Here is a 19,677-nt window from a genome sequence, read left to right on the forward strand (position 1 = left end):
GTAGAGGTTGGGCATCGGGTCGATGATCAGGTCGGACTCGGACTCGGAGTTGACCAGGGAGTCGAGGGTCGTGGAGGCCGTGAGGGGCATCTCGATCTCGGCCTTGGTCATACCGGCCATGGTCTTCTTGACGAACTCGAGGTTGTCCTCGATGGAGTCCAGCTTCTCGCGGACGATCTGCGGCATGTGCTTCCCGCGGATGCCGGCCTCGGCGATGTACTGGTCGGTGAACTCGTCGCGGGCGCCGGGGACCTGGTCGAACACCTCGGCGACGAGGTTCTCGAGGTAGAGCACCTCGACGCCCTGGTCCCTCAGGATCTGGGCGAAGGTGTCGTGCTCCTGCTGCGCGACCTCCAGGAACGGGACGTCGTCGAACAGGAGCCGCTCGAGCTCGTCGGGCGGCAGGTTGAGGAGCTCGTCGCCGGGACGGTGCAGGCAGACCTTCCTGAGCTTGCCGATCTCGGAAGGCACGTGCAGACCTTTCGTCATGGCCTCCTACCTTTCTTTCGGGCCCTTGTCAGGGCCAAATGTATCAGCGCCCCTCCGTATGGAGCGCTGCTTGCTGACAGCTCTAGTTATATCCAAATTTCAACCGCAATTCCACCTCGCCCCCGAACGGTCAACAAAGTACGATGAACGGTATATCGCATATGATTTCCCATGATGCACTTCAGTTTCGTAAAGCAGATTTTCCTAGGTAAACGTTATTTTTCTAGGAAATCAAGATTGAACACTCAAAGTTATCCATGATTCAAAATTGCATAGCGAAAACGGTTTTCTGCATATAAATGACGCTTGTCCTCGATTCGACCTAAATTCGATTATATTCAGCTTGCTATCATTCTTATTCATACATTCTCACCAGTTGAGTGAGGATGTAGATCGCTTGTTCAAAGCACCGGACGTTAGTGCTTCGGATCGTCAGCGTAATAAGTAGGTAAAGATACCGTTCGCGCGATACGTCCGCGCCATAGGTCGACTAAATTGAGACAATAGCAAACAGTGTTAGGCTACCGTCCCTTTGGGGACTGAACGGACAGATGCATATGCCGAGCAAAATCGAAAAGAAGCAGAACGTCGCCAAGCTGCGCAAGAAACCGCGCGATTTCTCGTATACGCAAAATCGAGAGCTTAGCTGGCTGCGCTTTGATAACCGCGTACTCGACGAAGCCTTCGATGAGTCTGTGCCACTGTTCGAGCGCCTTAAGTTCGTCTCGATCTTCGAGTCAAACCTCGACGAGTTTCTCATGGTGCGCGTGGGCGGCTTGTCCGATCTGGCGGAGCTCAAAAAACAGCCCGTCGACAACAAGAGCAATATGACCGCCTCCGAACAGGTCGATGCTGTCATGGCAGAGCTGCCCGGGCTCCTTACCCGCTGGGAGTCGATCTTTAAGAGCATCGAGGACAAGCTCGACACTCTGGGCGTTCACCGCGCCCGCATCGATTCGCTTACGCCCGAGGAACATACCTTTGTAACCCGCTACTTCCAGGCCTACGTATCACCGGTCATCTCGCCGCTGGTCATCGACCCGCGCCATCCCTTCCCCAACCTGCGCAACGGCGCGCTCTATCTGGCTTGTGGCCTGGACGGCATCACCGACGAGGAGAGCCTGCTGGGCCTTATCGAGATTCCCGCCTCGATGAACCGCGTGGTCGAAATCCCCTCGCCCACCGGCACCTACTCCTACATTCTGCTCGAGGACGTCATCCTCGCCTGCCTGGACAGCTGCTTCGGCTCCTATAAGCCGCTCGACCGCGCGCTCATCCGCGTCACCCGCAACGCCGACATCGATCCGGACGGCGAGGGCGTCGAGGAGGAAGAGGATTACCGCCAGCACATGAAGCGCATCCTCAAGAAGCGCCTGCGTCTGCAGCCGGTGGTGCTCGCCGTATCGGGCTCGCTCGAAAAGCCAACGCTCAAGACCATCCGCAAAGCGCTCGAGCTTTCGCGCCGCTCGGTTTTTACCTGCGATATCCCGCTCAACCTGGGCTATGTCTTTGGCATTGAGGGCAAAATACCCGAGCATCTACGAAACGAGTTGCTCTTTACGCCGTTTAGGCCGCAGCCCAACCCCACCATCGATATGACCCGCTCCATCCGCGATCAGGTGCTGCAGCACGACAAGCTGCTCTTTTACCCTTACGAGACCATGAATCCGTTCTTGGACCTGGTGCACGAAGCAGCCTACGACCCCGAGTGCATCTCGCTTCGCATCACGCTCTACCGCGTGGCCAAACAAAGCCGCCTGTGCGAGTCGCTCATCGATGCTGCCGAAAACGGCAAAGAGGTTACAGTGCTCATGGAGCTCCGCGCCCGCTTTGACGAGCAAAACAACATCGAATGGGCCGAGCGGCTGGAAGAGGCCGGCTGCACCGTTATCTACGGCTCCGAGGGCTTTAAATGCCATTCCAAGATCTGCCAGCTCACCTATCGCGAGGGCATGGCGCTTACCCGTCTGACGCTTTTGGGTACCGGCAACTTTAACGAGAAGACGGCCAAGCTCTACAGCGACTTTATGCTCATGACCGCGCATCCCGGCATCGGCGAGGACGCTAACCTGTTCTTCCGCAACCTGTCGCTGGGCAACCTGCGCGGCGACTACCGCTTCCTGGGCGTGGCGCCCGTGGGCCTCAAGCCGCTCATCATGCGCGGCCTGGACCGCGAGATTCAGCGTGCCCTTGTCGGCGAGCCCGCCCGCGTGTTCTTTAAGCTCAACTCGCTTACCGACCGCGAGGTCATCGACAAGATCGCCGAGGCATCGTGTGCCGGTGTGCGCGTGGACATGATCATCCGCGGCATCTCGTGCCTCAAGCCCGGTGTTCCGGGCAAGACCGAGAACGTGCACGTGCGCTCCATCGTCGGACGCTTTTTGGAGCATGCGCGCGTCTATGCCTTTGGCGTGGACTCGGATATGATCTACCTGAGCTCGGCAGACATGATGACGCGCAACACCGAGCACCGCGTGGAGATCGCCTTCCCCGTGCTCGACCCCACCTGCCGCGCCCAGGTGCACGAGTACATGGGCATGCAGCTGCGCGACAACGTGAAGGCACGCAGTCTGACGAGTGACGGCACCTGGATTCCCGTGGAGCGCAAAGAAGGCGAGAAGCCCTTCAACTCGCAGGAAGCTCTGCTGGAGCGTGCCTATCGCAACGCCGGGGCCGTCGCCAAGGCAGAACCTACGCTCGCATCCAAGCCTGAGCTCGAACCGCAGCCGGCCGCACCCGAGGTCCAGAAGGTCCAGGCAACCGTCATAGAGCCTGAGTCCGAGCCTGCTCCTCGGCCCCAACCGCAGACGGCCAACCCCGCGTCCGAGAAGGGCGCCCGCCGCGAGAAGCCCGCTGGCAAGACCAAGACCATCGAGCGCCATCGCCCCGGTCGCGTGCGCATGGGACTGGGCCTGATCGGCCTAGGCCTTAAGACGCTCATTACCGGCAAGACGAAATAGACGTTTGTAGAAGCGCCCCGTATTTGAGGAATACCCCAAATACGGGGCGCTTTTCACTGCTACCATGGTTGCGAACAATACCGCGAATGACAGGCAGGAACATGAAGCTCACCATAGAATCGATGACCTACGGCGCCGACGGACTGGCGCACGCCGACAACGGCAAGGCCGTCTTTGTGCAGAGCGCCGTGGCAGGCGACACCGTCGAGGCCGAGATCGTGCAGGACGGCAAGTCGTTTATGCGCGCCCGCACGACCGAGATTCTGGAGCCGGGCCCCGATCGCATTCAGCCCCCCTGCCCCTTCGTGGGCGTCTGCGGCGGTTGTTCGTGGGGCAATCTCTCGCGCACCGCGCAGCTTGCCGCCAAAGAGCAAAACCTGCGCTCCACGCTCGAGCGCATTGGCAAGTTCGCCCCCGAGCAGGTCAACGATCTTGTCCAGCCCATCCGCCACACCAAGGACGACTGGGGCTACCGCAACAAGATTGAGCTGGAGCCCACCCTCGTTAACGGCCGCGTTCGCCTTGGCATGCACGGCGTCGATCCCAGCAAGATCGTCACCGTAGATTCGTGCCCGCTGTTCGATAAGCGTTTTCCCAAGGCGCTCAAATCGGTCGTCGGCGCGCTCAACTATCTGAGCGGCAGTCACGATCTGGGTCTGGAGCGCGTGGGCATTCGCGCTTCGCGTCGCACCAAGGCGCTCGAGGTCGCACTTTGGACGCCCACGGGCTCCTTCCCGCGCTCGCAGGTCTCGCGCGTGTTGGCAGACGCCGCTCGCCCCACGAGCGTAGTGCGCGTCATGAGCAAGGGCGAGAAGAAGGCCCGCCGCGTCTCCAAGGTGGAGATGCTCGCCGGCGAGGGCTCCTGGACCGAGAACATCGCCGACGGCCAGATGCGCCTTTCGGCCCCATCGTTTTTCCAGGTCAACACCAAGGGCGCCGAGATTTTGATCGAGCTTGTCATGGAGGCGCTCGACCCGCAAGAAGACGAGCTTGCCATGGACCTGTACTGCGGCGCCGGCACCTTTACCCTGCCGCTCGCCCGCCGCTGTGATTTTGTTGCCGCCGTCGAGGCCTACGGCCCGGCCGTGCGCGACCTGCGCCGCAACCTCGAGATCAACAAGCTCGATAACGTCGATGTCATCGGCGGCGATGCCGTGCGCGAGTTCCCCGACCAGGATGCCGATGTCCTGGTGGTCGACCCGCCGCGTGCAGGTCTGGCACCCGAGGCAATCGACCTCATCGCCAGCACGAGCGCCCGCGACGTGGCCTACGTGAGCTGTGATCCGGCGACTTTGGCACGCGATCTTAAGCGCTTTGTCGAGGAAGGCACCTTCTCCCCCGTCAAGATCACGCCGGTCGACCTGTTCCCGCAAACCTTCCACTGCGAAACCGTCGCCCATCTCAAGCGCAACTAGACTGTTTGCCCAAGACCACACCCGATGATTTTTCTGGGACGGGGATAAAAATAAATTTGGGGACTGCGGACGATTTCTTGGACATTGAACTGCCTCCCGAGAAAGCTAAACGCCTTCTGGCAGGTTGTCCCGGGCCGAGGGCGGCCGCCTCGACCGCCCTCGGCCCTCACCCACCTCAACTGCCCTCAACTACATAGAGCTGGTCGAGAAGGGCCCAAGCTAGCGGGCGCCTTCCTCGTCGTCGTTGGGCCGGTAGGTGATGAACTCGATGACGAAGGCCAGGACGGCAGAGACGAGCGAGGCGATGATCGCGAAGATCATGTGGGAGATTCCGGCGCCACCAGGGGTCCCGTCGATGAAGTTGAGCAGGTTGAAGACACCGAGGCCACCCGAGATGTACATGAGGGCGCCCGTCATTCCCACGATGGCGCCGCCCACGGCGGAGCTCAGGCATGCCACGACGAACGCGCGCTTGTTGGGGAGGGCGATGCCGTAGATGCCCGGCTCGGTGACGCCGAAGAAGAAGGCGGAGATCATCGCGGGAAGGGCGATGCCGCGGAAGCGCTCGTCCTTGTTTCTGAGATACATGGCAAAGATAACCGCTCCGAGCGCGAACCCGTGGCCGACGGTGGCGGCGAGCACGCTGTCGTGGCCGAGGGTGTTCAGGTTCATGATGGAGATGGGGATGAGGCTCCAGTGGAAGCCAAAGATGACGAGGCACATCCACAGTCCGCCGACCAGGGCGCTGCCCAAGACGGAACCAACCACGGGAAGCTGGAAGATGAACGAGAACGCCACGCTCAGCAGGTTGGTGATGAGGGTGGCCACCGGGCCGATGACGAGGTAGCCCAAGACGATGGAGACCGTCATCGTGGCGAGCGGGACGAGGAACATCTTGAGCGCAGCCGGCATCCAGCTCTTGAGCCAGCGCTCAATGATAGAGCCGAACCACACCATGAGAAGGACGGGAATCACCGAGCTCACGTAGCCGGACACGGGCATGATGATGGGGACCCCGAGGGCGGTGGCGTACCACGAGAACGTGCCGGCCACGCCGAGGTCGATGCTACCGAGCGCCTCGCCTGAGGTCAGGGCGACCATCGTCGGGTAGAGGAGCGCCACGCCGATTGCCACGCCGGTGAACTCGTTCATGCGGAACTTGCGCGCGGCACTGAACGCCAGGGCGACGGGAAGGAAGTAGAAGAAGCCGTCAGCCACGGTGTAGAGCAGCGTGTAGAGGCCGTCGTTTGCAAAGGCCGGGACGAAGTAGGTGATGAGGGCAAGCAGTCCCTTCATGATACCTGCGGCGGCAAGCGGTCCCAGGATGGGCTGGAAGATGCCAGAGATGAGGTCGATGATGACGGAGGCAACGGTCTTATCGCCCTGGGGCTCGTCGTCGGCGCTTGCGCCGCCCGAGAAGTTACCGGCCTCCAGGACCGCGTCGTAGACGTCCTCGACGATGTTACCCACGACCACCTGGTACTGGCCGTTGGCCTGGATGACCTGGATAACGCCCTTGAGGGCCTCTATCTTGGCCGTGTTGGCGCGGGACTCGTCCTTGAGCTTGAAGCGCACACGCGTGATGCAGTGCGCGACGCTGGCGACGTTCTCGGCGCCGCCTACGTTCTCGAGTATGGATCTGGCCAGATCGTCGTATTTTTCAGCCATTATTTTCTCCTTAGTGATATTGCCCGGGCGGCTAGCCCAGGTCGCCTCCGTTGGTGGCGATGGCCTGTCGGTACCAGTAGAAGCTCTTCTTGCGCCTGCGCTCGAGCGTGCCGTTGCCCAGGTTGTCGCGGTCCACGTAGATGAAGCCGTAGCGCTTCTCCATCTCGCCGGAGCCCGCGCTCACGAGGTCGATCGGCCCCCAGGTGGTGTAGCCGAGCATCTCGACGCCGTCCTGCTCGATGGCGTCGCGCATGGCCTCGATGTGCTCGCGCAGGTAGGCGATACGGTAGTCGTCCTCGATCGTGCCGTCGGGAAGCACCTCGTCATAGGCGCCGAGGCCGTTCTCCACCACAAAGAGCGGCTTTTGGTAGCGGTCCCAGAGGTCGTTAATCGTGATGCGGAACCCCAGCGGGTCGATGACCCAGCCCCAGTCGCTCGTGCGCACGTAGGGGTTCTCCACGCCGGCGAAGGCGTTGCCCTCGGCGACGCCGCCCACGGAATCGGGGTCGCCCGCGGTGCAGCGCGAGGAGTAGTAGCTAAACGAGATGAAGTCGACGGTGTTCTCCGCAAGGATGCGCTCGTCCTCGGCGGTCATGCCCACGTCGATGCCCTCGCGCTCGAGCATCTTGAGCGCGTAGCCGGGGTAGTGCCCGCGCGCCTGCACGTCCACGAAGAAGAGGTCCTCCTGGTTCTTAACCTGCGCCGCGCGGACGTCCTCGGGGCGGCAGGAGTAGGGGTAGTAGCTTCCCGCGGCGAGCATGCAGCCCACCTTGTTCTCCGGGTCGACCTCGTGGGCGATCTTGGTGGCCCAGGCGCTGGCCACGAGCTCGTTGTGCGCGGCGCGGTACTCGGCCTCGCGGGCATTCTCCCCGGGCTCGAGGACGATGCCGGCACCCATGAAGGGACGGTGCAAGATCATGTTCATCTCGTTGAACGTGATCCACCAGCGCACGAGGCCGCGGTAGCGGTTGAAGAGCACCGTCACGAGCCGCTTGTAGAGTTCAATAAGGGTGCGGTTTCGCCAGGCGCCGTACTTCTTGACGAGGTGGATGGGGCAGTCGAAGTGCGTGATGGTCACGAGGGGCTCGATCCCGTGCTCGCGGCAGCAGCGGAACACGTCCTCGTAGAAGGCGAGCCCGGCCTCGTTGGGCTCCTCCTCGTCGCCGTTGGGGAAGATGCGACTCCAGGCGATGGAGAGGCGAAAGACCTTGAAGCCCATCTCCGCGAAGAGGGCTATGTCCTCGCGGTAGCGGTGGTAGAAGTCGATGCCCGTCTGGGCCGGGTAGTAGTACCCGGGCTCGAAGTCGAGCATGCGCCTCAGGCCGCGGCTCACGTCGTTGCGCTCCGGCCCGTGTGGAATGACGTCGACATTGGCAAGGCCGCGGCCGCCCTCGTCATAACCTCCCTCGCATTGGTTGGCGGCGGTGGCTCCTCCCCAAAGGAACCCTTTTGGAAATGGCATGGTGCCTCCTTCTCTCTGGCGTCCCCACCTCTGCGGGGGACGCTTTAATAACGTCCTTGCGACCTCACGCGCCGGGCCCGTGGCCCTTTCCCTGATGCGCGCGGGCCGCCTGTGAAGGGATGACTAGCTGACGGCTTGTCCTGCGGCGGCGCGACGTGCCTCCCGGCCTCCAAGCAGGGAGGGGACCTGCGCCAGGCACACGCCGGCGAGGATGATGGCGACGCCCAGCCACTCGACGACGCCGAGCGGCTCGCCGAGGACGATCATGGCGATGAGCAGGCCGGCGGGGAGTTCCGCGGCGGCCATGACAGTGGAGAGGCCCGCGGGCAGGTGCGGAGAGCCCATGCCGAAGAGCAGGACCGGGCAGAGCATGCCAAAGAAGCCGGCGATGACGGCAAAGGGCAGGATGCCCTGGGCGAGGACGCCCGAGACGACGTAGTCCGGGCACACCGTGAGTGACATGACCACGGAGCCCGCGCATACGATGACGCCACGCTGCTCGGACGAGCAGGGGGCCTCGACCTTGCCGGAGAGGGTGACAAAGAGGGAGCAGGACACGGCCGCCCCCAGCGCGCAGAGCAGGGCCACGGGGTCGTACCCGGTGATGCCGGTCTTGTAAACGCCGCTGGCGAACACCGTTCCGAAGACGATGACCAGGGCGGAGACCACTTGGAGGGCCCTCGGCGGTCGGCGCGTCATGACGGTCTGCCACAGGAGCCCCAGCCACGTGAACTGGAAGAGGAGCGTGAGCGCCACCGGGGCGGGCAGCACGCTCATGGCGTAGCAGTAGAGGATTGAGGTGAGGCAGGTGAGGGCTCCCAGGCCCATGAGCTTAAGGGCGAGCTTCCAGCCCACGCGCTGCCATCGGTGCCCGAGTGCGTGGCCCGCGAGTGTGGCGAGGGCGAAGAAGAGGCAGCCGAACCACGCCTGGCTCGCCACCACCTGCGCCGAGGTGAAGCCCGCGGCGTAGGCGAGCTTGTAGGTCGTGGCCATCGCGCCGTAGCAGGCGCCGCCCGCAAAGACCTGGAGCGCCGCCTTGGCCTGTCCCGCGCCCGTGGCTCCTGCCCCGGCGGACTGTTGCTTGATTGTGTTTGTTCCTGCCATTAGGCTCCCTTCCGTCTGCTGTCTTGCAGATGCACGTCTCGTGCGTCTGTTCCCTGCAGTCGGAAGGTGGGCTCGTGCGGTCTTCTGGCGGTGCATGTGGCACCTGCTGCCAAGACGAAAAAAGCCACGCAACCGACTGCTCGGTTGCGTGGCAAAAAGGTGGCTAGCGCCCAGAAAAGTCCACGCGTTTTTAGACTGAGACAAAGTACTACAACAGGTGAGATTCCGTCAAGAAAAACCGAGAAAAAAGTGAGTCTCTGCCCGCCGTACCTGTGGCGGTCGTTCCCCGAACGGGACGGTGCGTTGGGGACTGTCTCGATCTGTAACAGTAAGACCCGGTTTTGGTCCGTAGATGTTACAGATTTAGACGTTTTGTCGGGGCGGTTTCCGTTTGTCTTGATCTGTAACAGTTAGGGGTCAAAAGTGGGTCTAGATGTTACAGATTGAGATTGTTGAGGATGGGTGAGGGTAGCTAAAATAGCCCCGTCCCTTTTTAAACATTGGGAAATCGAGCGTGGCAAGCATGGGTCTTCGGGGTATAAGACGGCTAATTGTATGCCGCCTTACGAAAGGAATTCTCATGCCCAGCGTTGCCGTTCTCGCCGCCGATGGTTTTGAAACTATTGAATGCCTGACCATGGTCGACGTCATGCGTCGCGGCGGCGTGCGTGCCACGCTCGTCTCGATCATGCCCACACGCGAGGTCGTGAGCTCGCTGCAGATTCCCGTGACCTGCGATGCGCTCTTTGATGAGATCAACTTTGAGGAGTACGACTGCATCGTGCTGCCCGGCGGCCTGCCCGGAGCCACCAACTTGCGCGCCGACCAGCGTGTCTGCGATGTAGTCTGCGAGTTCGCCGCAACCAAGCACGTTGCCGCCATCTGCGCCGCCCCGTTTATCCTGGGCGAGCTTGGTCTGCTCGAGGGACGCCGAGCCACGTGCTTCCCCGGCTTTGAGAAGAGCTTCCCCGAGGGTGCTTATACCGGCGAGAAGGTCACGCAAGACGGCAACATCATCACTGCCAGCGGCATGGCACAGTCACTTCCCTTTGCCTTGGAGCTGCTGCGCACACTCGCCGGCGACAAGGCCGTCGAGAAGGTTGCCGAGGGCATCCAGCTATGATTTTGGCTTCGCAATCGCCGCGCCGCATAGAGCTGATGCGCGAGGCGGGCTATGACGTTCGCGTAATTCCCGCAGATATCGACGAAACACCTTTTGATGGCGAAGCTCCGCTTACGCTTGTCGAACGCTTGGCACGCGCCAAAGCCGCTGCCGTTGCCTCCGAGCACGCCGAACCCAACGAACTGACTGTCGCAGCCGATACCATTGTCACCTTTGACGGGCAAATTTTGGGCAAGCCGGCAGACGAGAACGAGGCACGCACCATGCTCCGCGAGCTTTCGGGCCGCACGCACCAGGTGGCAACCGGCGTCTGCATCGTTAAAGCCGGCGACGCTGCAGCTCCGCATGCCGCCGAAAGTCTGTCGTTTGTCGATGTGACCGACGTGACGTTCTATGAGCTTACCGAGGAGCAGATCGGGTACTATGTTGCCTCCGGCGAACCCATGGACAAGGCCGGAGCCTACGGTATCCAGGGCACAGGCGGCCGCATGCTCGTGCATGACATTTCGGGCGACTTCTACAACGTGGTGGGCTTACCCATCGCTCGCGTCGCACGCGCGATTCAAAAACTCTCGTAATTGCATCTGGCGCTGGGTATCCCCCGGCGCCTACAATTTTGCCGTACCGTACGGATCCCGACCGAGCATAAGGCCCGGCGGAAAACCGATAGGAGAAAACATGGACACCCTGCTCGAAGCCATTGACGTTTGCGATGTCGATGGCTTTTGCTTTGGCAACTATACAGACGAGGAGGCCGGCACCGGCTGCACCGTAATCGTGGCGCCCGAGGGTGCCACCGGCGGCGTTGACGTGCGTGGTGGTGCTCCCGCTTCGCGCGAGACCGATCTGCTGCGTCCCGAGAACACCGTCGATAAGGTCCACGCCGTCTGCCTTTCGGGCGGTTCGGCCTTTGGTCTCGAAGCGGCAAGCGGCGTGGCCCGCGAACTCGAGAGCCGCGGCATCGGCCTGCCCGTCGGCCCCACGCAGGTGCCCATCGTGTGTTCCAGCTGCATCTTCGACCTCGCCTTTGGCGATCCCACCGTGCGTCCCGACAATGACGCCGGTATCGCCGCCGTGCGCGAGGCGCTCGACCATACCCCCACCACACTCGAGCAGGGCAATGTAGGTGCCGGCACCGGCGCCACCGTAGGCAAGCTCATGGGGCCCGCCACCTGCATGAAGGCTGGCCTGGGAGCTGCTGCCGTGGCACTCGGCACCGTCAAGGTAGGCGCCGTGGTCTCGGTCAACGCCTGTGGCAACGTGGTCGACCCGACCACCGGCGAGTGGGTGGCCGGCATGCGCGCCGCAGCCGATAGCGACCAGATCGTCGACATGGAGCTCGCCGCCCTTGCCGCCGCCGGCTCTATGAAAATGCCACTCGACCGCACCAACACCACCATCAGCTGCATCGTCACCAACGTGGAGCTCACTAAGGCCCAGGCCACCAAGGTCTCCCAGATGGCCGCAGACGCCTATGCACACGCCATCCGCCCCACACACACCACCAACGACGGTGACACCATCTACACCCTTGCCAGCGGCAAGCTGGGCAGCCAGGCAAGCGCCGCCGTTCCCCTAGACCTGCTGGGCATGCTCGCCGTAAGGGCCCTGGAAACCGCCATCGTAAACGGAGCCAAAACCGCCAAAACATCCCACGGCATCCCCGGCGCCGCGAAGTAAACTAGCTCGTCCGGTTACCCGGTTGGTCTTGGTTATGTTTGCTGCTCTACAGTCCTGGCTCGCACGAAGAGCACATTAAGTGCTCTTCGGCTCGTGCGGAACTCGCGACAAACATAACCAAGACCAACCGGGTAACCTACTCAACAAGATCTCTTTCAGCCCAGGCCCCTGTGTACCGCGCGTCCAAGATCTTCAAATTCAGCTTGCTGACATAAAGCGGGACATAGCAGAGGGCCCCTGGTCCTTAACTTGATACGAGTTCCGCACGCAAAGGAGGCGCCAGTGGCGCCTCCGTCTTGCGCAGGACTGTTCGAAGTAGCAAGTTAAGGACCAGGGGTCCCCGTTACCCGAGCGTTTATGCACTAGTTGAATTTGAAGATCTTTGAGGCAAGACGGTATAGGCCGAGTGTGGTTTTGTCTCCAGCCCGCCCGTGCAGGTTGGTAAAGAAGCCGACCACGCCGTAGCGAGCGCGACGATACATGCGCTCGTCGTAGGCCTTCAAATCACTCCACAATGTCGTCAGGCGCTCGTCGGCGCAATCCTCATCGGAAAGCTTGGTTAGCACCGAACAAATTGCCATCATCATGGTGAAATAGCCCATCATGTACGCGCGCAGACGCGACGACTCGACATCGCTATACAGATGGAACGCCTCCATCATAATGCGCGTCACGCGAAACTGCTGGTCCAGACGTTTGACCATCGTGGCCTCGTTGACGCTCTGGCCCTCGCGACCGATAAAGTAACGATAGAGGTCGATGTCGGCGTAGTACATGGTCTTGCAGCGCGGCAGCGGCACATAGGCGTAGATATTGTCGACATAGAACGTGTGCGGCGGCATAGGCAGATTGGACGCGCGCAGCACATCCGTGCGATAACACAGGCTGTGCATGAGCAAATTCTGGTCCGGGCGGAAATGGCCAATCTGGTCCCAGGTAAAGATCTTTTTGCGCGGCAGGGCAAACTTGTAACCAATAGCGGTATGCGTACCCTCGTAAACCTTCTCGTACACATAGTTCGAGATAAACAGATCGACGCGCTGGTCGCGCTCCTCAAAGCCACGCAGAATCGAAAGCATGGTCGAAAGCGCCGTACCGTCGAGCCAGTCGTCCGAGTCGACAACCTTGTAGTAGGTGCCCTGTGCCTCGCGCAGGCCCGAGAGGACGGCCATGCCGTGACCGCCGTTCTCCTGATGCACCGCGCGGATGATACCGGGGTAACGCGCCTCCCACTCATCGGCCTTAGCTGCCGTCTCGTCCTTGGAACCGTCATCGACGATGATGATCTCGATATCGGTGGCGTAATCGCTCCCCTCCAGAATGGAGGTGATGCAATGGTCCATGTCCTTGGCGGCGTTATACGAGGGAATACCGAATGATATGACTTTATGCATGGCAGGCGATAATCTCATCCGAAAGATCGAGGGCAGAGTTGGTCACGGCATCCATATCGTAGTAACGATACTCGGCCAGGCGACCCACCGGGTGGAAGTTCGTCAGGTTCTGGACGCGCTCAAGATAGCGCTCATAGAGCTCGCGGTTCTCGGGCTCCAGAATGGCGTAATAGGGCGTCTCGCCCGAGCCGGGCGTATAGGACTTGGAATACTCCTTCATGATAGTGGTCTTGCCGGGCAGGACCTGACCAGTCATGTTCTTGAACTCGGTGATACGCGTGTAATCCTCGCTCGTGGTGTAATTGACGGTGCCCACGGGCTGGAACTGGTCCATATCGAGCGTCTCGAACTTCATGTCGAGCGTACGGTACGGCAGAGCGCCCAAGTCGAGGTTGAACAGCTCGTCGAGCGGACCGGTGTAGACGATCTCGCCGCCATAGACCTTGCCGTCGATCTTGACGGTGGTCTCGTCGATCTCAAAGAGGTCGCGGGCGTCCACGTCGCAGAACACATCAATCAGATCGTGGTCGAGCATATGCTCGAACAACGCGGTATAGCCGTCCTGCGGCATGCCCTGGAAGGGAGCCTGCGGGAAATAGCGGTCATCGTCGCCCACAAAGACGGGAACGCGGCCGGTGATCGAGGGATCGATCTGGTCGGGCGTCTGGCCCCACTGCTTCATGGTGTAATGCAAAAAGACGTTCTCGTAGACATAATCGGCGACCTCGGCAAGATCCGGGTCGTTCTTCTTGCGCAGCTCCATGATGGGCACCTTGACGTCCTTGCCAAAGGTCTCCACGAGCTTCTGATACAGCTCCTCGCCGCGCTCATCGCCAAAGGCGAGCTTGAGGCTCGCGTGGTTAAAGGGCACGGGCATAAGGGTGCCGTTGATGTTGGCGAGCACCTTGTGCTGGTAGTCCGTCCACTTGGTAAAGCGCGACAGAAAATTGTGGACGCGCTCGTTAAAGGTATGGTAAATGTGCGGACCATACTCGTGGACCAGGATCCCGGCCTCATCAAAGCAGTCGTAAGCATTGCCCGCAATGTGGCCACGGCGCTCCAAAACGGCAACGCGATAGCCGATGGTCTCGGCAAGACGGCGGGCACAAACGGCACCGGCATACCCGGCACCGACGACAATCATGTCATATGCGCCGGCGTTAAAGCCTTCAGGCAGGCCTGAGGTAATCTGCATCGATACTCCTTGTCAAAAGCCACGGGCTCGTTAGCTGGGCTTTTCTCGAACATTCTTCGAGACATATTTATCAGAGCGATTATAGCGCTAATGCGTCCTATAATGAGCTTGCCACACAAGGAAAGCTCAAGCACCCCGGCGTACATATTTGAAAGGTAAACCCGCTAGCAGCGGGTTTATTCGTGGACAGCCGGACGCCTGGAGCTTAGCGAAACGCTTGTAAGGAGTAACATGAGCGATTTCCTAAACCGTATGAAGTCTGCCGCCAAGGCCGACCTTAAGACGATCGTCCTGCCCGAGGGCGAAGATCCGCGCACCATCATCGCAGCTACCAAGATCATCGAGGAGGGCTTGGCAAAGATCGTCATCTTGGGCAACCCCGACGAGATCAACGTTCCCGGCGCTACCGTCATCGACCCGCGCAATGCCGAGAAGCACGAGGAGTACGCGCAGAAGTTTGCCGAGCTCCGCGCCAAGAAGGGCGTCACCATCGAGCAGGCTCGCGCCCAGGTGATGGACGCCACCTACTTTGGCACCATGATGGTCAAGATGGGCGATGCCGATGGTCTGGTCTCCGGCGCCTGCCACTCCACCGCCGACACCCTGCGCCCCGCGCTGCAGATCCTCAAGACCGCCCCGGGCACCAAGCTGGTCTCGGCCTTCTTTGTGATGTGCACCGACACCCCGCAGTTCGGCACCGACGGCACGCTGATCTTCGCCGACTGCGGCCTCAACATTAACCCGTCCTCCGATGAGCTCTCCGAGATCGCCATCGCCTCCGCTCACTCTTGGTCCACCTTCATGGGCAACGTTGAGCCGCACGTGGCCATGCTCTCCTACTCCACTATGGGTTCCGCCGGCGGCGAGGTCGCCAAGAAGGTCCAGGAGGCCGTGAAGTTCTGCAAGGAGAAGGCTCCCGAGCTCGCCATCGATGGCGACCTGCAGCTCGACGCCGCCATCGTCCCCAACGTCGCCCAGCTCAAGGCTCCCGGCTCCTCCGTTGCCGGCAAGGCCAACGTGCTCGTGTTCCCCGACCTCGAGGCCGGCAACATCGGCTACAAGCTGGTCCAGCGCTTCGCCGGCGCCGACGCCTACGGCCCCATCCTGCAGGGCATCGCCAAGCCGGTTAACGACCTTTCGCGCGGCTGCTCTGCCGACGACATCGTGGGTGTCGTAGCCATCACCGCCGTCCAGGCTCAGATGGCTGAGTAGCGGACGTATCCCCTCGGGACCCTACAGGGTAAAGCTCTGAAAACGTCCTCGGACATGCATGAAACCCCCGCTGCGCACTTCGTGCGGCGGGGGTTTCATGCGTCCTGCGGAATATTTTCAGAGCTTTACCCTGTAGGGTCCCTGCCGCCACGTGGTGCTCAGGGGATCTGGAGTGGACGGCGGCTTGGCTACGAGCAGGGGCTGGGAATCTGAATGATTGGATGCCGTTGCTGGGGGGCAAACGATGCGGATATGGTCACTTTGGATTTGAAAGGCTGATAGGGCCTCGGCGGTTGTTGTGCCGGAAAGTGTGTCCCGGTTTGAAGGCGGATTGCGGGATGTAGCTTCCACTTGGGGGCTGTTTGGGAAACTGTGGGACGGAATTTTGCTTTATTGTGGGTCGCACTTTCCGCAACGCGCCTCAACCGGAAAGCGTGTCCCAGAATTTGTGCTCGAAACGGGATGGAGTTTCCGCTGTCCTTCTGCTAGTAAAAAAGGCCTCCGGAGCTGTTACTTCGGAGGCCTTTCGTTTAAATGCAAAAACGCGCGTTAGTTGTTCTTGGTCAGACGCTCGACGTCGTGGGCGATCATGTATTCCTCGTCGGTGGGGATGACCATGACGGTGACGGCGGAACCGGCGGCGCTGATGACCTGCGGGCCGTTGCCCACGGCCTCGCGGTTCTTGTTGTTGTCGATGCGCACGCCCAGCCACTCAAAGCAGTCGCAGAAGGCCTTGCGGATCGACCAGTCGTTCTCGCCGATGCCGGCGGTAAAGGTGATGGTGTCCACGCCCGCCATGGATGCGATCATGGAACCGGCCTGCTGCATGGCCTTGTAGGCGAACATGTCGAAGGCGAGCAGGCAGCGCTCATCGCCCTCGGAGGCGCGCGTGCGGATGTCGCGGGCGTCGTTGGAGATACCCGAGATGGCAAGCAGACCAGACTGCTTGTTCATCATGTCATCGACTTCCTGATAGCTGTAGCCGCCCTCGCGCTGGAGGTAGCACACGGTAGCCGGGTCGATGGAGCCGCAGCGGGTTCCCATCATCAAACCATCGAGCGGCGTGAGGCCCATCGTGGTGTCGCGGCACACGCCGTCCTCAATGGCGGCAAGCGAAGCACCGTTGCCCAGATGGCACGAAAGCAGACGGTGGCAGCGCGAGCCCAGGATCTCCTTGGCCATCATCCACTCGTAGCGGTGGCTCGTACCGTGCGCGCCGTACTTGCGCACGTGGTACTTGTCGCACACGTCCTTGGGCAGCGCGTAGGTGTAGGCAACCTCGGGCATGGTCATGTGGAACGAGGTATCGAAGACGGCCACGTTGGGCAGCTCCGGATACTTCTCACGGCAATACTCAATCGCCGCGGCCTCGCCGTAGTTGTGCAGCGGAGCAAGCGGTGCCACCTCAAGAATCTTGGCCATAACCTCGTCGTCGACAACTGCGGAATCATCGAAGTGCCAGCCGCCCTGAACGATACGATGCCCAATGCCATCAATCGTAAAGTCGGTCTTCTCAAGCTCCTCGAGCACACGAGCGATAGCAGAGCGATGATCGGGGAAGGGAACCTCCTCGGTCTGCTTGGCGCCACCGTTCTCGGAGTGGCCAAAGACGCCCATGTCCGATCCGATACGCTCGCAGTTGCCCTTGGCGAAAACCTCTCGGGTATCGGTATCCAAAAGCTGATATTTAAGGCTTGAGCTGCCGGCGTTGACAACAAGTACGTTCATGAGACTCCTTTGCAGTGCAATACGGTCGGCGCAAACCCCTTAAGGCGGCCGTATGTTAATAAGAAGTTATCATATCTTGATAAATAGCTATCAGCATATCGCCCAACGAGCACAAGAGAGGGGCCGAACGGCGCTCGGTCGCCCAGCCCCTCCCCTCTTGCAATTACTTGCCGTTGACGATGCGCTCGACGTCGGAAGCGATCATGAACTCCTCGTCCGTGGGGATGACGAAGATCTTGACCTTGGAATCCTTGGCGGACAGGCACCAGGCGCCGTCGCCACGCAGGGCGTTGCGGGCATGATCCATCTTAACGCCCATAAAGGCCAGACGATCGGCCACGCCGGCGCGAACGGCCGGAGCGTGCTCGCCGATGCCGGCGGTAAAGACCAGGGTGTCCATACCGCACATGGAAGTGGCCATCTCGGCAGCCTTGGCGGCAATCTTGTAGACGAACATATCAAAGGCGAGCTGAGCCTCGGGGTCACCAGCAGCGGCGAGCTCCTCGACGTTGCGGCAGTCGTTGGTCTTGCCGCCGGTCACAGCCAAAAGGCCGGACTTCTTGTTCATCATCTCGTCGACCTCGTCGAAGGTGTAGCCACCCTCGCGCTGCAGGTAGCACACGGTAGCCGGGTCGATGGAGCCGCAGCGGGTGCCCATCATGACACCGTCGAGCGGCGTCAAGCCCATGGTGGTGTCCATGCACTTACCGTCCTCGATAGCGCACAGGGAAGCGCCGGAACCGATGTGGCACACGACGACCTTGCGAGCCTCGCCGTTGGTCATCTCGGCAACCTTCTTGGAGATGTAGCGGTAGCTGGTGCCGTGAGCGCCGTACTTACGGATGTGCAGCTTGTCGCAGACGTCCTTGGGCAGGGCGTAGGTCTTGGCGACCTCGGGCATATTGAAGTGGAAAGCAGTGTCGTAGACCGTGACGTTGGGCAGGTCGGGATACTGCTCGAGGCAGTACTCGATAACGTTGGCCTCGGGGTTGTTGTGCAGCGGGGCGAGCGGAGCGACCTCGCGGATCTTGGCGAGGACGTCCTCGTCGACGAGGGAGGAATCGCCGAAGTACCAACCGCCCTGAACGATACGGTGGCCGATGCCCTCGATCTTGACGCCGTTGGCCTCGAGGTCCTTCAGGACGACCTCGATGGCGACCTTGTGGTCGGGGAACTCGATGTTCTCGGTCACCTTCTTGGAACCGTTGGCAGCGTGGGTGAAGGTACCGCCGGTAAAGCAGACGCGCTCGCAGGAGCCCTTTGCGGACACCTTGTGGGACTTGGTATCGATGACCTGATACTTAAGGGTCGAAGATCCTGCGTTGACGACCAGAACGTTCATGTGTCTCCCTACTAACAGGCGGTGTGGCGCCGCCAGGTTACATACGCTTCAATAATAAACCCAAACGCCCTCGCGCTCGGGTTTATTGCGTTGATATATAAGTTATCGATGCCCAAGCTTTCGCCTCATCCCACGGAAGAAGCGCCCTCAGATGAGGTTCTCGCCCAGGTTTTTGCCGCCGAGGACGTGCATGTGGAAGTGCATGACGGTCTGGCCGGCATTGACGCCCTTGTTGGAGATGACGCGGAAACCGTCCTCCAGGCCCTTGGCCTTGGCGACCTCCTGAATGGCGTGGGCCATGGCGCCCATGGTCTCGGCAGGTACGTTGTCGGCGATGTCGCTGTAGTGCTTCTTGGGAATCACGAGGGTGTGGACCGGCGCCTGGGGGTTGAGGTCGTCGAAGGCGATGACCTGATCGTCCTCGTAAACGACGGTCGAGGGGATCTCATGGTTGGCAATTTTGCAGAAGATGCAATCACACATAGTTGGTTCCTTTCTCACAGACCAAGGTAGTCTTTTTGGGACGGGGCTTTTTTGACTACTTTTTCGCAAGCGCAGGCACCTGGCGAGCCGTCGCGCAAGGGTAGTCAAAAAAGCCCCGTCCCAAAAAGACTACCCCAAAGTAGGCTGCGAGGTGGTTAGAACGAGAGGTTGTCGTCGGTGTTGGCGGCTTCGCCGTCGGCGAGCACGTCGTTGCCGTCGACGTCCTTAAGGAGCACCGAGACCTTCTGCTCGGCATCGGACAGGCGGGTGCGTAGGCTCTTGAGGAGCTCGACGCCGCGGGTATAGCTCTCGAGCGACTCCTCGAGCTCCATGTCGCCCGACTCCAGGCTGCGGATGATGAGCTCCAGCTCCTGCGAGGCCTGCTTGTACGTAAGCTGCTCGACCGGGGTCTTCTCTGCCAT

Annotated in this window: 16 protein-coding genes; 6 read left to right on the forward strand and 10 right to left on the reverse strand. The window is 60.9% G+C overall.

Going from position 1 to position 19,677, the window contains the following annotated elements:
- Positions 1 to 489, reverse strand: a 489-nt coding sequence (locus ACTQV4_RS08980) for an arginine deiminase family protein (protein ID WP_441569673.1), incomplete at its 3' end; no start/stop codon positions are given.
- Between the two features lie 557 nt (positions 490 to 1,046).
- Here ACTQV4_RS08980 and ppk1 point away from each other — a divergent pair.
- On the forward strand, positions 1,047 to 3,449 hold the full coding sequence (gene ppk1 / locus ACTQV4_RS08985) for a polyphosphate kinase 1 (protein WP_441569674.1): 2,403 nt from the start codon (positions 1,047 to 1,049) through the stop codon (positions 3,447 to 3,449).
- Positions 3,450 to 3,535: 86 nt separating this feature from the next.
- Positions 3,536 to 4,864 carry a 23S rRNA (uracil(1939)-C(5))-methyltransferase RlmD gene (rlmD, locus tag ACTQV4_RS08990; RefSeq protein WP_441569675.1) on the forward strand — a complete coding sequence of 443 codons (1,329 nt, stop codon included), beginning with the start codon at positions 3,536 to 3,538 and terminating at the stop codon, positions 4,862 to 4,864.
- A 219-nt stretch (positions 4,865 to 5,083) separates the two neighbouring features.
- On the opposite strand, the gene ACTQV4_RS08995 is transcribed toward rlmD, so the two are convergent.
- From ACTQV4_RS08995 to ACTQV4_RS09005, 3 genes are all read right to left on the reverse strand, one after another.
- Entirely contained in the window at positions 5,084 to 6,532 is a 1,449-nt protein-coding gene (locus ACTQV4_RS08995; RefSeq protein ID WP_441540631.1) for a PTS transporter subunit EIIC, read from the reverse strand.
- A gap of 31 nt (positions 6,533 to 6,563) precedes the next feature.
- Entirely contained in the window at positions 6,564 to 7,994 is a 1,431-nt protein-coding gene (locus ACTQV4_RS09000; RefSeq protein ID WP_441044763.1) for a 6-phospho-beta-glucosidase, read from the reverse strand.
- A 123-nt stretch (positions 7,995 to 8,117) separates the two neighbouring features.
- Positions 8,118 to 9,098 carry an EamA/RhaT family transporter gene (locus tag ACTQV4_RS09005; protein WP_441569676.1) on the reverse strand — a complete coding sequence of 327 codons (981 nt, stop codon included), beginning with the start codon at positions 9,096 to 9,098 and terminating at the stop codon, positions 8,118 to 8,120.
- A 580-nt stretch (positions 9,099 to 9,678) separates the two neighbouring features.
- Between ACTQV4_RS09005 and ACTQV4_RS09010 the strand changes: the two genes are divergently transcribed.
- From ACTQV4_RS09010 to ACTQV4_RS09020, 3 genes are all read left to right on the forward strand, one after another.
- A complete protein-coding gene (locus ACTQV4_RS09010) occupies positions 9,679 to 10,221 on the forward strand; it encodes a DJ-1 family glyoxalase III (RefSeq protein ID WP_427718432.1) in 543 nt (180 codons plus the stop codon).
- A complete protein-coding gene (locus ACTQV4_RS09015; RefSeq protein WP_427748205.1) occupies positions 10,218 to 10,799 on the forward strand; it encodes a Maf family protein in 582 nt (193 codons plus the stop codon). The genes ACTQV4_RS09010 and ACTQV4_RS09015 overlap by 4 nt, the downstream gene beginning before the upstream one ends.
- 100 nt (positions 10,800 to 10,899) lie before the next feature.
- Positions 10,900 to 11,901 (forward strand): P1 family peptidase, encoded by a 1,002-nt coding sequence (locus ACTQV4_RS09020; protein WP_441569677.1) that lies wholly within the window; start codon positions 10,900 to 10,902, stop codon positions 11,899 to 11,901.
- Positions 11,902 to 12,263: 362 nt separating this feature from the next.
- Here ACTQV4_RS09020 and ACTQV4_RS09025 read toward each other — a convergent pair whose 3' ends face one another.
- A complete protein-coding gene (locus tag ACTQV4_RS09025; protein WP_441569678.1) occupies positions 12,264 to 13,295 on the reverse strand; it encodes a glycosyltransferase family 2 protein in 1,032 nt (343 codons plus the stop codon).
- Entirely contained in the window at positions 13,288 to 14,490 is a 1,203-nt protein-coding gene (glf, locus tag ACTQV4_RS09030; protein ID WP_441015723.1) for a UDP-galactopyranose mutase, read from the reverse strand. The genes ACTQV4_RS09025 and glf overlap by 8 nt, the downstream gene beginning before the upstream one ends.
- A gap of 231 nt (positions 14,491 to 14,721) precedes the next feature.
- On the opposite strand from glf, the gene pta reads away from it, so the two are divergent.
- Positions 14,722 to 15,702: a phosphate acetyltransferase gene (gene pta / locus ACTQV4_RS09035; protein ID WP_427718446.1), complete on the forward strand. Its 981-nt coding sequence runs from the start codon at positions 14,722 to 14,724 to the stop codon at positions 15,700 to 15,702.
- A 549-nt stretch (positions 15,703 to 16,251) separates the two neighbouring features.
- On the opposite strand, the gene ACTQV4_RS09040 is transcribed toward pta, so the two are convergent.
- The 4 genes from ACTQV4_RS09040 to xseB all read right to left on the reverse strand — a co-directional run bounded on the left by ACTQV4_RS09040 (position 16,252) and on the right by xseB (position 19,677).
- Positions 16,252 to 17,430, reverse strand: a complete 1,179-nt coding sequence (locus tag ACTQV4_RS09040) for an acetate/propionate family kinase (protein WP_441569679.1) — start codon at positions 17,428 to 17,430, stop codon at positions 16,252 to 16,254.
- Positions 17,431 to 17,593: 163 nt separating this feature from the next.
- Positions 17,594 to 18,772, reverse strand: coding sequence for an acetate/propionate family kinase (locus tag ACTQV4_RS09045; RefSeq protein ID WP_006234305.1), 1,179 nt, complete (start codon positions 18,770 to 18,772; stop codon positions 17,594 to 17,596).
- Between the two features lie 147 nt (positions 18,773 to 18,919).
- On the reverse strand, positions 18,920 to 19,255 hold the full coding sequence (locus tag ACTQV4_RS09050; RefSeq protein ID WP_035137921.1) for a histidine triad nucleotide-binding protein: 336 nt from the start codon (positions 19,253 to 19,255) through the stop codon (positions 18,920 to 18,922).
- 155 nt (positions 19,256 to 19,410) lie between these two features.
- Positions 19,411 to 19,677 carry an exodeoxyribonuclease VII small subunit gene (xseB, locus tag ACTQV4_RS09055; protein WP_006234311.1) on the reverse strand — a complete coding sequence of 89 codons (267 nt, stop codon included), beginning with the start codon at positions 19,675 to 19,677 and terminating at the stop codon, positions 19,411 to 19,413.

Source organism: Collinsella sp. LCP19S3_B11, assembly GCF_052121915.1.
Taxonomy (GTDB): Bacteria; Actinomycetota; Coriobacteriia; order Coriobacteriales; family Coriobacteriaceae; genus Collinsella.